Annotated in this window: 4 protein-coding genes; all 4 read left to right on the top strand. The window is 61.5% G+C overall.

The window, feature by feature from the left end; translation table 11 throughout:
* Window positions 1-48: 48 nt before the first annotated feature.
* Entirely contained in the window at window positions 49-1224 is a 1176-nt protein-coding gene (locus tag FFS30_RS22645) for a cation:proton antiporter (RefSeq protein WP_137915478.1), read from the top strand.
* A 55-nt stretch (window positions 1225-1279) separates the two neighbouring features.
* Window positions 1280-1900 (top strand): DUF6817 domain-containing protein, encoded by a 621-nt coding sequence (locus FFS30_RS22640; protein WP_137915477.1) that lies wholly within the window; start codon window positions 1280-1282, stop codon window positions 1898-1900.
* Between the two features lie 84 nt (window positions 1901-1984).
* The gene (locus FFS30_RS22635) at window positions 1985-13660 is read left to right on the top strand and encodes a non-ribosomal peptide synthetase (RefSeq protein WP_137915476.1); all 11676 of its coding nucleotides are present in this window, start codon (window positions 1985-1987) and stop codon (window positions 13658-13660) included.
* Window positions 13653-14657 carry a TauD/TfdA family dioxygenase gene (locus FFS30_RS22630; protein WP_137915475.1) on the top strand — a complete coding sequence of 335 codons (1005 nt, stop codon included), beginning with the start codon at window positions 13653-13655 and terminating at the stop codon, window positions 14655-14657. The genes FFS30_RS22635 and FFS30_RS22630 overlap by 8 nt, the downstream gene beginning before the upstream one ends.
* Window positions 14658-14704 lie beyond the last annotated feature (47 nt).

Below are 14704 nucleotides of genomic sequence, written 5' to 3'. Positions count from 1 at the left end.
ACGGTTTCGCATTCCAGAACGATCAACCAGAACGGTTTCGAATTCCCCATGACGCCTATCGAAGGTTTGTGTTTGATGCTCATCGGCGCCCATCTGTTAGGCTGGGTGGCCGAGCGGCTGCGTCAACCCGCCCTGGTTGGTCACATGTTGGCGGGCATACTGCTCGGGCCGTCCGTGCTGAACTGGATGCAAGCCGGCCCGACGTTTGCCGCGATCTCCGACTTGTCCGTGCTTTTCGTCGTGGTTGCCGCCGGGCTCGAAATGCGCATGCACCACGTGCTCGATGTCTTTCGCGGCAAGAGTTCGTTTGCCCTGCTGGTGGGGTTCGCCATTTCGACCGCCGTGGCAGGTGCGTTCGCCTGGCTGACGGGGATGGCGTTGATCCCGGGGCTCGTCGTGACCTTGTGTCTGTCGGTTACGGCATTGCCGGTCGCACTGCGCATCTTGAGCAGCTTCGGCATGCTCGACACGAGCATCGCGAGATTGGCGATCGCGAGTGCGCTGTTGTCCGATGTCATCGTGCTGATGGTGCTCGGCGTCGTGCTCTCGCTGGCCACGCCATCGGTCGGGAGTTGGTTGCCAGCCGCGGGCATTTCGATGGCCAAGTTGGGGGCGCTCCTCGCATTCGTCGGGATCTGTCACTTCGCATGCTTGCGTTTGAGTGCACTGCGCGCGGCTCGCAAGATCAACTCGAAATACCCCGATACCGTGTTGATCGCGACGCTGCTGTTCACGTTCGCATTCGGCGCGCTCAGCGCGCTACTTGGATTTCACTTTGTGATTGGCGTGTTTTTCGCCGCACTGATGATCACGCGCGACCTGATCAGCGATGCGCACTTCGAGAAGTTGGAGCGCACCTGCGAAGTCATCACCGTCAGCCTGTTTGGACCATTGTTCCTTGCTTATCAGGGAATCCAGTTTAAGCTGGGTGCGTTGGATAACGCGTCGCTGGTGGTGGGCCTGGTGCTGGTCGCGATCGCATCCAAACTACTGGGCGGTTACGTGATGGCGCGGATGAAAAGCCTGCCGCATCAGGAAGCGCTCGGTGTGGCCGCCATCATGAATGCGCGCGGCGTGATGGAGTTGGTGGTGGCCAGCATCGCCTATCACGCCGGCCTGGTCGATCAGGGGCTGTATTCCGCGCTGTTGGTGGTTGGCATGGTGACCACGGTCATCACGCCATTGCTGCTGAGGCAGTGGCTGACGAAAAGCCAGACAGCGTAGTTGGCCTTCCGGCAGTCAGCATGCACATGGAATTCGCGAAAATTGGAGAGATCGCATGAGCGAGACAGCACATCACTCGACCGATGAAAAATTCGAGTCTTGCCGGCGGTATCTGATGGGGTTGGGCGCCGACAAACTGCTCCACTCCGGGCGGCACTTTCTCGCACATTTGGAAGGAACCTACCGTTTGCTGCGCCGTTGGGGATTGCCCGAGCCGGTATGTTATGCCGGGCTGTTCCACAGCATGTATGGCACCGACGGCTTCAAGCGCAATGCGTTGACCATGGATGACCGGCACGAGGTTCGTGCCTTGATTGGCGAAGAGGCCGAGCGATTGGTTTATCTGTTTTGTTCCATTCGCCGCATCAGCATGTTCGAAAGCGGAGCCCCCCAGAGCATCCGGTTCCGTGAAGCTGCCAGACGCACGCCTATTGCACAGCACGAGTGGGTTGCCCTCTTGCACATCGAATACGCGAATACATTGGATCAGTGTCTGGACCTCGGGTTTCTCGGAAAATTCGTGCTGACCAAGCTGGGTCGGAAGTGGATGCATCTCAGGCAGCACCTGAGCGCGGCCTGCAACGCCGAATTGGCGCCGGTTTTCGCCAGTCATCGGATATCGCGGTGGCAGTACTCCGCCTTTCAGCCATTGTTCTGGGTCCTGCAGAGGCTGTGAGACGAGACGGCCAATAGCGCCGGAACGAAGAGCGCACAAGAACGATTGCCGGAGGCAGCCCCAGCTGCCTGAAAAGGAAGAGACATGGTGCAAAGCACGGCGGAAATAAAAGATCTGCTGCGATCCCTCATCAGGCAAGGGGTCAAGCTCGGCGTGTCGCAAGACAAATTGCTCATCGAAGGCAACTGGCAAGCGCTGAGCGAAGACGTCAAGTCGCTCATCAAGTCCAACAAACAAGACATCATCGACTTCGTCGAGGCGCGAAAGAAAGCGAAGGTTTCGCAGCTGCGCGCTCGCCCCGCCGATGTCGCGCCGGTGCTGTCATTCGCGCAGCAGCGACTGTGGTTCATCGATCAGCTGGATGGCGGCGTGAGTACCCAGTACAACATGCCGTATGCCTTGCGCCTGACGGGACAGCTTAATCGGGATGCGTTGCAACGGGCGCTGGATCAAATCGTCGCGCGTCACGAAATCCTGCGCAGCGTGTACTACACGCTGGACGATGGCGAGGCGGGCGTTCGAACGATGGATGCGATGCCGGTGACCATCGCCGTCGTCGATCTTTCGCACCTGGACGCCGCGGAGCGTGAGGAGCACGTGCGCTCATTGGCGCTTGCCGAGGCGAAGAAGCCGTTCGATTTGCGACGCGACCTGATGCTGCGCGCGAGCCTGGTGGTACTGGCCGGGCACGAGCACGTCCTGTTGTTCACGATGCATCACATCGCTTCGGACGGCTGGTCGATGGGCGTGCTGACGCAAGAATTCGTGACCTCGTACGACGCGTATTCGAACGGCGTGACGGATCCGTTGCAGCCGCTGCCAGTGCAGTACGGCGATTTCGCCTGGTGGCAACGAAACTGGCTGCAGGGCGACGTACTCGAGCAGCACCTCGATTTCTGGGAGCACCAACTCGCGGACTTACCCCAGGCGCACAGTCTGCCGCTGGATTTCCCACGACCGGCCGCGCAGAGCTTCGAAGGAAGCAGCCACGTGCATGTCCTCGACCGGACCTTGAGCGATCAGCTCAAGGCACTGAGCCTGGCGCAAGGCACGACGCTGTTCATGACATTGCAGACGGCGTTCGCGGTGCTGCTGTCCCGCTACAGCAACGAAACCGACATCGTGATGGGAATGCCCATCGCCAATCGCACCCAGGCCGAGCTGTCACCGTTGATCGGCTTCTTCGTGAACACGCTGATTCTGCGCAGCGACTTGTCCGGCAACCCGTGCTTCAGCGCGCTGTTGCAGAAGAACAAGCAAATGGCGCTTCAGGCGTACGATCACCAGCACATTCCCTTCGAACTACTGGTCGATCGGCTGCGTCCCGAGCGCAGCGCCCGACATGGAGCGTTGTACCAGATCATGTTCGTGCTCCAGAACAACGAGCAGAGCGAACTGCGCTTGCCTAAGTTGACCCTCTCCCAGGTCGACACCGGGTATGTCGCGGCCAAGTACGACATTCACCTGGGCATGGAAGAGTTTCCGGACGGATTACAGGCAACCTGGACCTATTGTTCCGCGCTGTTCACGCCCGCCACGATCGAACGCATGTCCAGGCATCTGGGCACGCTGTTGCGAAGCATGGTCGCGGCACCGGACACGCCGATCCTGAATCTTCCAATGCTCGGCAGCGCGGAGCGAGACCAGCTCGCGGTCGAGTGGAATGGAAAAATCGCAGGCGATTCGCACGACTGCATCGTGCCGAGGCGCTTCGAAGACCAGGCAACACGGACGCCGAACGCTGCCGCCGTACGGTGCGGAGACGCGGTGCTGAGTCATGCCGAGCTCAATCGAAAAGCCAACCGCCTGGCGCATTGCCTCGTCGAGGCGGGCGTCGAGCCGGGCGTCGTGGTCGGAGTGCACGCCACACGCTCGCCAGAGCTGATGGTGGCGCTGCTGGCAATTTGGAAATGCCGCGCCGCCTATGTTCCGTTCGATCCGAACAGCACCCCGAAACGGCTGGCGGTCATGATTGAAGACGCGGGCATCGAGCTCGTGGTGGCGCAGTCCGCGCTACGTGCCAAGGTACCCGTGTCCGGAATCGACGTGCTCGAGCTGGACGATGTTCTGGCCGAGACATGGTTCGCGGAATATCCGGACTGCAATCCCGGTGCGCACGGCACGGAAGTTAGTCCTGACGACAGCGCCTACATCATCTACACCTCGGGCTCGACGGGCGTGCCCAAGGGTGTCGAGATCGCGCACTCCAGCCTGGCTGAGTACTGCGGTTACGCCCTCGGTTGTTACTACACACGTGGACTCGCCGGTTCGCTGGTGGTGACTTCGCACGCGTTCGACATCACCGTGCCCAGTCTGTTTCTGCCTCTGCTCGCGGGAGGTTGTGTCGAGTTTATGCCGCCGCAAGGAGAACTGGATGCGTTGGCGACGCGCCTGGCTTCCGCGCAGGAGAGCTACCTGCTGCGCATGACGCCGCTGCATGCGCAGGCGTTGCTGAATTTGCTACCGCCCACCACCAGCATGGCCTCGGCTCACGTATTCGTCATCGGCGGCGCCAGCTTCCCGCCGGAACTCGCGCGTGAACTGCAATCGCGCTTTCCGCGCAGCCAGATCTTCAATCACTACGGACCCACCGAGGCGACCGTCGGTTGCGCGATATTCGACGTCACGGCGCAACTCGACCGTCCGGGGAGAACCATTCCCATCGGCAGTCCGATGGACAACACCGTGTTGTACGTGCTCAACCCGGCGCGGGAGCTGGTGCCCGTGGGTGTCAGCGGCGAGCTGCACATCGGCGGGCAGAGGCTGGCGAAGGGCTACCTGAATCGGTCCGATCTCACTGCCGAAAAATTCATCAGCAACCCGTTCGGCGACGGGCATGCCGACCGTCTCTACCGGAGCGGCGACCTGGTGCGCTGGTTGCCCGAGGGCACGCTCGAGTTCCTGGGGCGGTGCGACGACCAGGTGAAGATCCGTGGATTCCGCGTCGAACTGCAGGAAATCGAGCACCACCTGCGCAGCGATTCCCGGGTAGCTCAGGCCGTCCTGGTTGCACATGAAGACAGCGATGGTGGAAAGCGCCTCGCGGCGTATGTCGTGCCCACCGCGGAATCCGATCACGAGCAGTTGGCGGCGCAGTTGCGAGACGCGCTCCGTCAAGAGCTGCCTGACTACATGGTGCCTTCCAGCATCGTCCTGCTGGAGGAGCTGCCGCTGTCCGCCAACGGAAAAGTGGACAGGCGCCGCTTGCCGGAACCCGGGGTTGGCTCGGTGCAGGTGAAGGTGCCGCCAGAGAGCGCGACCGAGCGTCGCCTGGCCGCACTGTGGAGCGATTTACTCGAGGTCCCGTGTGACGCCGTAACGGCATCGTTCTTCGAACTGGGCGGAAATTCCCTCCTGGTCACGCGCCTGATCGGCACAGTCAATCAAGAGTTCGCGGTGAGTCTGAAGATTGCCGACGTCTTTTCTCATCCGACGATTCGAGCACTGGCGGGCTTGATCGACTCGGCAACCAGGGGCTCGATCGTGCGGATTCCGCGCGTGTCGCGGGAGTCGGTGCTGCCCTTGTCGTTCGCGCAGCAGCGCCTGTGGCTCATAGACAGGCTGGCGGGCAGTAGTCAGTACAACATGCCGTTCGCCTTCCGGCTGCGCGGTCTCCTGAATCGGGAAGCATTGCAGCGTGCGCTGGATACGATCGTCGCGCGGCATGAAGTCTTGCGCAGCGTCTTTCGCACTCGTGACGATGGCGAGGTCTTCGTCGTCGTGCAGGCTGCCTCTTCGATACCGGTGACGGTGATCGATCTAATGCACCTCGACGTGGCTGCGCGAGAAGAACGCGTGCACGCGCTGGCGGCAGCCGATGCCACGCGGCCATTCGATCTCGGCAACGACCTGATGTTGAGAGCGAGCCTGCTGGCATTGTCCGAGCAGGAACACGTGCTGCTGTTCAACATGCACCACGTCGCCTCGGATGGCTGGTCGACAGGCGTGTTGACGACGGAATTCGCCACGCTGTACGACGCGTTTTCGAGATGTGCCGATCAACCTCTGCCGGCTTTGCCGATCCAGTATGCGGACTTCGCCCACTGGCAACGCCGGTGGCTGCAAGGTGAAGTGCTGACGCAGCAACTGGACTACTGGCTGACTCAACTGAATGGTCTGCCAGCCGTGCACGGCCTGCACCTTGATTTCCCCCGCTCGGCGGTGCAACGCTTCGCGGGCGCGCTGCATTCGCAGCGCCTGGACCAGACCCTGGGCCAGCGTCTGCGGAAACTGAGCCTGGAAAGAGGCACGACGCTGTTCATGACGCTGCAGGCGGCATTCGCCGCACTTCTGGCGCGCTGCAGTGGTGAGACCGACATCGTGATGGGCACGCCCATCGCAAACCGCACGCAGGCGGAGTTATCGCCCCTCATCGGATTCTTCGTGAACACGTTGGTGTTGCGCAGCGATCTGTCGGGCAACCCGTCGTTCAGCGATCTCCTGCAGCGGACCAGGAAAACGGCGCTAGAGGCCTACGAACACCAACACATCCCGTTCGAGATGCTGGTCGACAAGCTGCAGCCCGAGCGCAGTTTCCATCAGAGCCCTTTGTTCCAGATCATGTTCACGCTGCAGACGGGCGAGCAGGGCGCGCCGACGTTGCCCGGCTTGAGCATGCAGGCCCTGGAGCAGGAACAGCACACGGCCAAGTTCGATCTGACGCTGGCGCTGCGCGAAACCGATGACGGCGTGCGGATGAATTGGGAGTACTGCACCGAGCTGTTTCACGCGACGACCATCGCGAGCCTGGCCGAGGCCTTCGTCGAGTTGCTGGCCGGCATCGTGGCGGAGCCGAACAGGCCGATCCATTCGTTGCCACTCGTCTCCGCGCGGACACGGCACCGGTTGCTGGAAGAATTCGCTGGCGCTCCGGCAGAGCATCCAGAAGACGCATTCATCCACGAGTTGTCAGGGTCAGAGGCAGAGGCGAGGACAATCGCGGATACCCGACTCTACGTGCTGGATCGAGACCGGCAATTGCTGCCCATCGGCGTTCCGGGAGAGTTGTACATCGCGGGCACCGGGCTCACGCAACGCGGTTCGAACTCCCCGGAACTGGCGCAGCGTCTCGTACGGCATCCGTTTTCGGATGATCCCGGGGTGTCGCTGCTCCGATCCGGCGATCGGGCACGCTGGCTGCCCGGCGGCAAGCTCGAGTACCTCGGAAAGATCGACGCGCAGGTCGAGAAGGAAATTGAAGCGGAAGGCCCCGCATACGAAGCTCCGAGGGGCGAGTTCGAGATGCGGCTGGCGGCACTCTGGCAAGACGTGTTGAGTGTTCCTGTTGTCGGCCGTCGCCACCATTTCTTCGCGCTGGGCGGCAGCTCCCTGAGCGCCGTGCGCCTGGAGTTCGCGATCCGGGAACACTTCGGCATCGAGCTGACATTCCGCGAGTTGTTCGAGCACGCGGAGCTCGCCGCGCAGGCGGAACTCATCGCCACAAAAGATCGGCGAGTCGAACTACCGCGGATTGAAAAAGCGGCGCGCGATGGCCGGCCGCTGGCGTTGTCATTCGCACAGCAGCGTTTGTGGCTCATCGACCAGCTCGTGCCGAGCGGCACGCAATACAACATGCCGCTGGCATTGCAGTTGACGGGCCAGTTGGATGTCGAAGCGCTGAAGAAAGCGCTGGATGCGATTGTCGCCCGACATGAAGTGTTGCGAACGGTTTACGCCATTTCGGAGTCCGGCGAGCCCTGCCAGCGCATCCGTGAGCCGGGGTCCATTCCGTTCTCGACCACGGATCTGCGCGACATCGCGAGCGCGTCACGAGCCCGGCGAGTGCGCGAGCTGGCAGAAGCGGAAGCCAACAAGCCGTTCGATTTGCGGCAGGACGCCATGCTCCGGCTTGCGGTGCTCGTTTTGGGCTCCGAAGAACACGTGTTGCTACTCACGATGCATCACATCGCTTCCGACGGCTGGTCCCAGAATGTACTTATCAACGAGTTCGTGACGCTGTATCGAGCATTCAAGGATGGACAGCCGATGGCGCTGCCATCCCCGCCGGTGCAATACGCAGACTTTGCTCAGTGGCAACGGGGCTGGCTGCAAGGAAAAGTGCTGGACCGGCAGTTGAACTACTGGCTGCGGCAGTTGGCGGCTCTGCCGCAAGTGCATCGGGTACCCACCGACTTGCCGCGGCCGGCCGTGCAACGTTTTGCCGGGGCGATGCACGATCAGCAGTTCGACAAATCTCTGAATGAGCGACTGCACGCATTGAGCGTCGCTCAGGGCACGACGCTGTTCATGACCCTGCAGACGGCCTTCGCGACGCTGCTCGCGCGGTACAGCGGCGAGACCGACATCGTCATGGGAACGGCCATCGCAAATCGGGCACAACCCGAGTTCGCGTCGTCGATCGGCTTTTTCGTCAATACGCTGGTGCTGCGCAGCGATCTGTCCGGCGATCCTTCTTTCGCCACGCTGCTGCAACGAAATAAGCTCATGGCGCTGGCGGCTTTCGAACACCAGCACATTCCATTCGAAATGCTGGTGGAAAAACTGCAGCCGGAACGCAGCTTCAGCCACAGCCCGCTGTTCCAGATCATGTTCACGCTGCAAAGCGACCAGGATCAGTCGAAACTGGAACTGCCTGGTTTGAGCATGCAGGTGCTCGAGGCGGAACAACACAGCGCGAAGTTCGACCTGACGCTGGCGTTGCAGGACGGTCCGGATGGCCTCAGGGCCAGTTGGGAGTACTGCACGGAACTGTTCGGCGCGCAGACCATCGCCCATATGGCGGACGCGTTTGCGCAGCTGTTGGCCGCACTGGTCGCGGAGCCGGAGTGCCCGATTCAGCGCTTGCCGGTGTCGGCGGTCGGCACACGCGCACAGCGGCTCGCGCTGGATCCTGCTCACGGCGCGCATGACCCTGCGTTGCCGGCACTCGGGGCCAGCGGCCGCGTGGCGCCCGTCCACGAAGCGCCGCAGGGCGACATCGAAACCGCACTGTCGACACTCTGGATCGGACTATTGAGCGTCCCGTGCGTCGGCCGTCGTGACAATTTCTTCGCGTTGGGTGGCAGCTCCCTGAGTGCCGTGCGCCTGGCATTTGCGATCCAGGAACGTTTTTCCATCGACTTGTCGGTACGCGAGTTGTTCGAATATTCCGGACTGGCCGCACAGGCCGGTCTGATCGCGACGAAAGAAAGATTGGCGGCGCTTCCCGTCGTGAGCACCGTGGTTCGCGATGGCCAGCCTTTGGCGTTGTCCTTTGCGCAGCAGCGACTGTGGTTCATCGATCAGCTGACGCAGAGCAGCGCGCAATACAACATGCCGATCGCGCTGAGATTGGAGGGCGAGCTGCAGGTCGACGCCTTGCACGCGGCTTTCAGCGAGATCGTGCGACGACATGAAGTGTTGCGCACGATCTACGCCACCTCGGCGACCGGGGAAGCGAGCCAACGGATCTTGCCGGTCGACATGCTGCCGCTGGCGCGCTTCGATCTGTCTGGACTGCCGGAAGAAGAACGAGAGGCGGAAGTTCTGCGTCTTGCCGAGATGGATGCCCTCACGCCTTTCCGCCTCGACCAGGACCTGATGGTGCGCGTCAGCCTCATCGCCCTGAACGCCAAGACTCATGTGCTGCTGTTCAACATGCATCACATCGCTTCCGACGGCTGGTCCATGAGCGTGCTCATGGAAGAGCTCGTCCAGTTGTACGCGGCGTTCGTCCAGGGTCAATCGAGTCCGCTTCCGCCACTCGCAATCCAGTACGCCGACTTCGCCGCTTGGCAGCGTTCGCACATTCGAGGCGACTACCTCGAAGAACAGTTGAACTACTGGCAAAAGCAGCTCGCCGGCATTCCGCCCGTGCATGGCCTGATCCTGGATCGGCCGCGTGCGCTGCAGCCGAGCTTCGTCGGCAAGGCGCTCACGGTGCCGCTCGATTCGGCGCTGGTGCAACAACTGAATGAATTGGGCCAGACACAGGCCGCCACTCTCTTCATGGTGCTGCACGCCGCGTTCGCCGTGCTGCTGGGACGCTGGAGTCGCGAGAACGACATCGTGGTCGGCACGCCCATCGCGGGTCGCACTCGCAAGGAGCTGGCTCCGCTGATCGGTTTCTTCGTCAACAACCTGGTGTTGCGCAGCCGGTTAAACACGGAACAGTCGTTCGCCGAATTCCTGGAGGCGTCCCGGGTCACGGTGCTGGAGGCTTTCGAACACCAGGATGTGCCGTTCGAGATGCTGGTCGATCGTTTCTGTCCGGAGCGCAACTTCAATCACTCGCCGCTGTTCCAGATCCTGTTCTCGCTGCAAAACCAGATGCAGACCGATCTGTCCTTGCCTGGAGTTCAGGTCTCGGGAGTCGCGCGCGAGCAATCGCTGGCGAAGTTCGAGTTGTCGGTGCAGGTTGGGCCGGGCGTCGACGGCCATGAAGTCGAGTGGAGTTACAGCACCGATATCTTCGACGCCGAAACGGTTGCCAGCCTGGCGCAGCACTATGTGCTCCTGCTCGAGGCGGTGGTCGCGGCCCCGGAAAAACCGCTTGGCCAGCTGTCCGTGGTGACGGAAAGCGACCAGCGTTTCTTCGCCGCGCAAGCGGCGCGGGCGGTGACCGGGGCGGCGCCGGTAGTTTGCCTGCATCGGCTCTTCCAGCAGCAAGTGGCGCGCTGGCCAGACAACGTCGCGCTGATTCACGAAGGCATTCGGCTGAGTTATCGCGAACTGAACGAACGCGCAAACCGGCTGGCAAACTACTTGCGGACGTCCGGTGTGCGGACGGGCGACTTCGTCGGTCTCTTCGTCGAGCGCTCGGTGGACATGGTCGTCAGCATCCTCGCGGTCCTCAAGGCCGGCGCCGCGTATGTGCCGATGGATACGTACAATCCTGCTGCCCGCACACGGCACATGCTCGATGACTCCGGCGTCACCTGGATCATCACGCACCAGGATCTCCAGTCCCGGTTGCCGTCCACCACTGCGCAAGTACTGCACTTGGACGCGTCCGGGCACGCAGAAGGCATTGCCCGGTGTTCGGCGATGGACCTCCAGGATACCGCGGTCACGAGCGCGCATGCGGCGTACGTGATCTACACCTCCGGTTCCACCGGCAAGCCCAAGGGCGTCGTGGTCGAGCACGGCCACGTCGTACGCCTGTTCGACAGCAGTGCCGAGCATTTCAGCTTCGATCACAACGATTGCTGGACCCTGTTCCATTCCTATGCATTCGATTTCTCCGTCTGGGAAATCTGGGGCGCGCTGTTGTACGGCGGGCGTCTCGTCGTCGTGCCCTATGCAATCTCCCGTTCCGCGCCCGATTTCCATCGGCTGCTGAAAGAACAACGGGTGACGGTGCTAAATCAGACGCCTTCGGCTTTCTATCTGCTCATCAAGGAGGCTCAGCAGGCGGGCGAACTGGATCACCTGCGCTATGTCGTCTTCGGCGGGGAAGCGCTGGATCCGCCGCGACTGCGGCCGTGGCTCACGCGTTACGGAGATGAGCAGCCACAGCTCATCAACATGTACGGCATCACCGAAACGACAGTGCACGTCACCTATCGACGGATTCGGACTACTGACGTGGGCAAACCTTCGAGCGTCATCGGTGTGCCGTTGCGCGACCTGCTCTGCCATGTGTGCAACGAGGCGATGTCGTTGCAACCCATCGGCGTGCCCGGCGAACTGTTCGTGGGCGGTGGCGGAGTGTCGCGAGGCTACTTGAATCGTCCGGAACTCAACCGCGAGCGCTTCATCGACAGCCCCTTCGGCGGAGCGGGGCAGCGCCTCTATCGCACCGGCGACCTGGTGCGCTGGACCACCGCCGGTGAACTGGAATACCTCGGCCGCATCGATCATCAGGCCAAGTTGCGGGGTTTCCGCATCGAGCTGGGCGAAATCGAGCATGAGCTGCTCAACAGCAGTCACGTGAAGGAGTGCGTGGTGCTGCTTGTTGGTGATCGCGGTGGCGAACAGCGATTGGTCGCCTACGTCTTGCCGAATCGGGACGACGAGCATTTGCCCAACTCATTGCGCAAACATCTGCTCTCGGTCTTGCCGCCGTACATGGTGCCTTCGATCTTCGTCGTGCTCGAGCGTATTCCGCTGACCGAGAACGGCAAGATCGATCGGCGCGCGTTGCTTTCGATGGCGGAAACGCGTGTGGCACGCGCGGAGTACGTCGCGCCGATGACGCCGATGGAGACGCAGCTCTGCGCAGTCTGGCAAGACGTGCTGGGGGTCGAAAAAATTGGCATTCGAGACAACTTCTTCGCCGTGGGTGGTGATTCGATCCGGGTCGTGCAGATCGTGAAGCGGGCGCAAGCCGTGGGTATCGTGCTCGATGTGAAAGATATCTTTTTCCATCAGACCATTGCCGAGCTGGCCGCAATTCAACGCGGATCGCGTGTGCTCGTCGAGCCGGTGCCTCTGCACTTGTTGACGGGTGCATTCGATGCATCGCCTTTCATGGATGAGACCGTGGAAGATTGCTACCCCGTTACGGCCATGCAGCAGCGCATGTTGGAACAACACGGTACGCACGGTCTGGAACAGGCGGTCTATCAGCCGCGTGTCATCTACGACATCGACGGCATCGTGCTGGAACCAGCGCACCTGGAAGCCGCATTGCGCCATCTGCTCTACAAGCATCCCGTACTGCGCACCCGATTCCATCGCATGGAAAGCGGCGAGCATATTCAGGTGGTGCTGAAGGGCGTCGACTTCCACCTTGCGGTGGTCGATCTGTCGGAGCTGAACTCCGCGGCGCAAGAGAAGGCGGTCGCGAACCTGATCGCGCAGGACCGGCCGTTCGTGCTGGGCGAGACGGGCATCCGGTTCACGTTGCTCGTCTATGGCAAGCGGAACCATGGCCTGTTCATCTCCACGCACCACGCGATCATCGACGGTTGGGCGCTGGTGGAACTGCGCAACGAGCTGATGGCGCTGTACCAGGAGTCGGATCAGGAACGAGCGACGCTGCGCACACCCGCGTCTGGGAACGTGTTCAAGGAACACGTCGCGTTGGAACGGGAAGCGCAAACCTTCGCGGATCACCAACAGGCCTGGCGTGAACTCATAACGGACTACCAGCCAATGCCCGCGCTGGATTCGATCGCGACGGATGCGAGCGCGAGCAACACGCTGGGTCTGCACGTCGACGCCGCACTGGTCAGCGGGCTCAAGCACCACGCAGAACAGCAGGGCGTGACGTTGAAAACTCTGTTGCTGCTGGCCTACCAACGGGCGCTCGGGAATCTGTTGACGGTCGACACGGTTACCGTGGACGTCGTGTGCAGCGGTCGTTCTCCACGCCTCAGCGATCCGCTGGGAGCGATCGGCTTGTTCTGGAGTCTGCTGCCCATCTGCACTCGGTTGTCGGCGCATCAGAGCGACGCCGAAGCAATCGCCGCGACCGCGCGAAAACTGCTAACCATGGACGCGCATTCCCTGTTTCCCGCCGACCGCGTGCGCAAGCTCATCGATGTCGAGTCGATGACCTACGCGGCATTCAACTACGTGAATTTCCACAACGCGAAGACCGGATCCGGCAAGTCGGGCGAGCACGAGATAGGCGAGCTCAAGGTTCGTTACGCATCCGATCGATTCGCCTACGCCGTCAAATTGGCGATTTCCGGCGACGATGGCGACGGCATCGACGGCAGCATCGAATTCGATCGCCGACATTTCAGCGCGGAGCGGATGAGCGAGCTCCGCACCGACTTCCTGGCTCGATTGCGACAGCTCGGCAACCCGGTTGAGAAGACACATATAAAGGTATTTGCCGAAAAAGTTCATGCGGAAGAAGTCCATGACTAAAACGATCACCGACTTATCCGACGTGTCCGTTGACGATCTGGATTCGATTCAGGGCACACGCTTGCTGCTCCACGTCGATCAGGGTTCCGCCCGGGTGGCCGAGTGGGCGACGGAAAACCACGAGCATGTGGAGCGATTGCTGCAAGCCAACGGCGCGCTCTTGATCCGCGGACTGAAATTCGCCGGCAGCCAGCAATTCGGAGTCGCGCTCGCAACGTTGTTCGGCGCGGAGCTCCTGGAATACGTGTACCGGTCGACGCCCAGAACGCAATTGCGAGGAAACGTCTACACGGCCACGGAATACCATCCTTCGCTGCAGATTCCCCAGCACAACGAAAATGCCTACGGCAATCGTTGGGCGATGCGCCTCGGTTTCCTGTGCACCGTACCGTCGGAGCAGGGTGGCGCAACGCCGATCTGCAACAGTGAACTCGTGTACCAGCAGATTCCGGATGCGATTCGCGATCGCTTCGAACGGGATGGCGTGATGTACGTCCGCAACTATTCCGATATCGACGTTCACTGGAACGACGTCTTTCAGACCGAGGAGCGCCATGAGGTCGAGCGGTTCTGTCAGGCCAACCAGATCAGCCATGAGTGGCTGGACGGCAATCGGCTGCGTACCCGGCAAATCAATCAGGCCAGCATCCGCCATCCGGTCACCGGCGCGCAGGTCTGGTTCAACCAGGCGGATTTGTTCCACGTGTCCAACCTGGATGAAGAACTGCAGAGGAATCTGCTCGCCACGGTGGACGAAGCGGATTTGCCGCGCAACACCTACTACGGAGACGGCGCGCCCATCGCGACTTCGGACCTGGTGCTCATCCGGAACATCTACCAGCGTCACGCCATACGCTTCGACTGGCAGCGAAACGATCTATTGCTGCTGGACAACATGCTCTATTCGCATGGCCGCGATTCGTTCGTCGGCGATCGGCAAGTGCTGGTGGGCATGGCGCGTTCCATCGATGCCGATAGCGTGGAGACCCGGCCATGAACTCATAGGACGCGCCGCGCAACCCCTTGGGCTCTCGCCCGCTCTCA

The sequence above is a fragment of the Rudaea sp. 3F27F6 genome, from assembly GCF_005503555.1.
Lineage (GTDB): Bacteria > Pseudomonadota > Gammaproteobacteria > Xanthomonadales > Rhodanobacteraceae > Rudaea.
Note: the sequence above shows the minus strand (reverse complement) of the source record. Positions and strands in the feature narration are given on the sequence as shown.

Coding starts and splice junctions, on each gene's coding strand:
- FFS30_RS22640 (WP_137915477.1), top strand. CDS start 1,280: ATGAGCGAGACAGCACATCACTCGACCGATGAAAAATTCGAGTCTTGC.
- FFS30_RS22645 (WP_137915478.1), top strand. CDS start 49: ATGACGCCTATCGAAGGTTTGTGTTTGATGCTCATCGGCGCCCATCTG.
- FFS30_RS22635 (WP_137915476.1), top strand. CDS start 1,985: ATGGTGCAAAGCACGGCGGAAATAAAAGATCTGCTGCGATCCCTCATC.
- FFS30_RS22630 (WP_137915475.1), top strand. CDS start 13,653: ATGACTAAAACGATCACCGACTTATCCGACGTGTCCGTTGACGATCTG.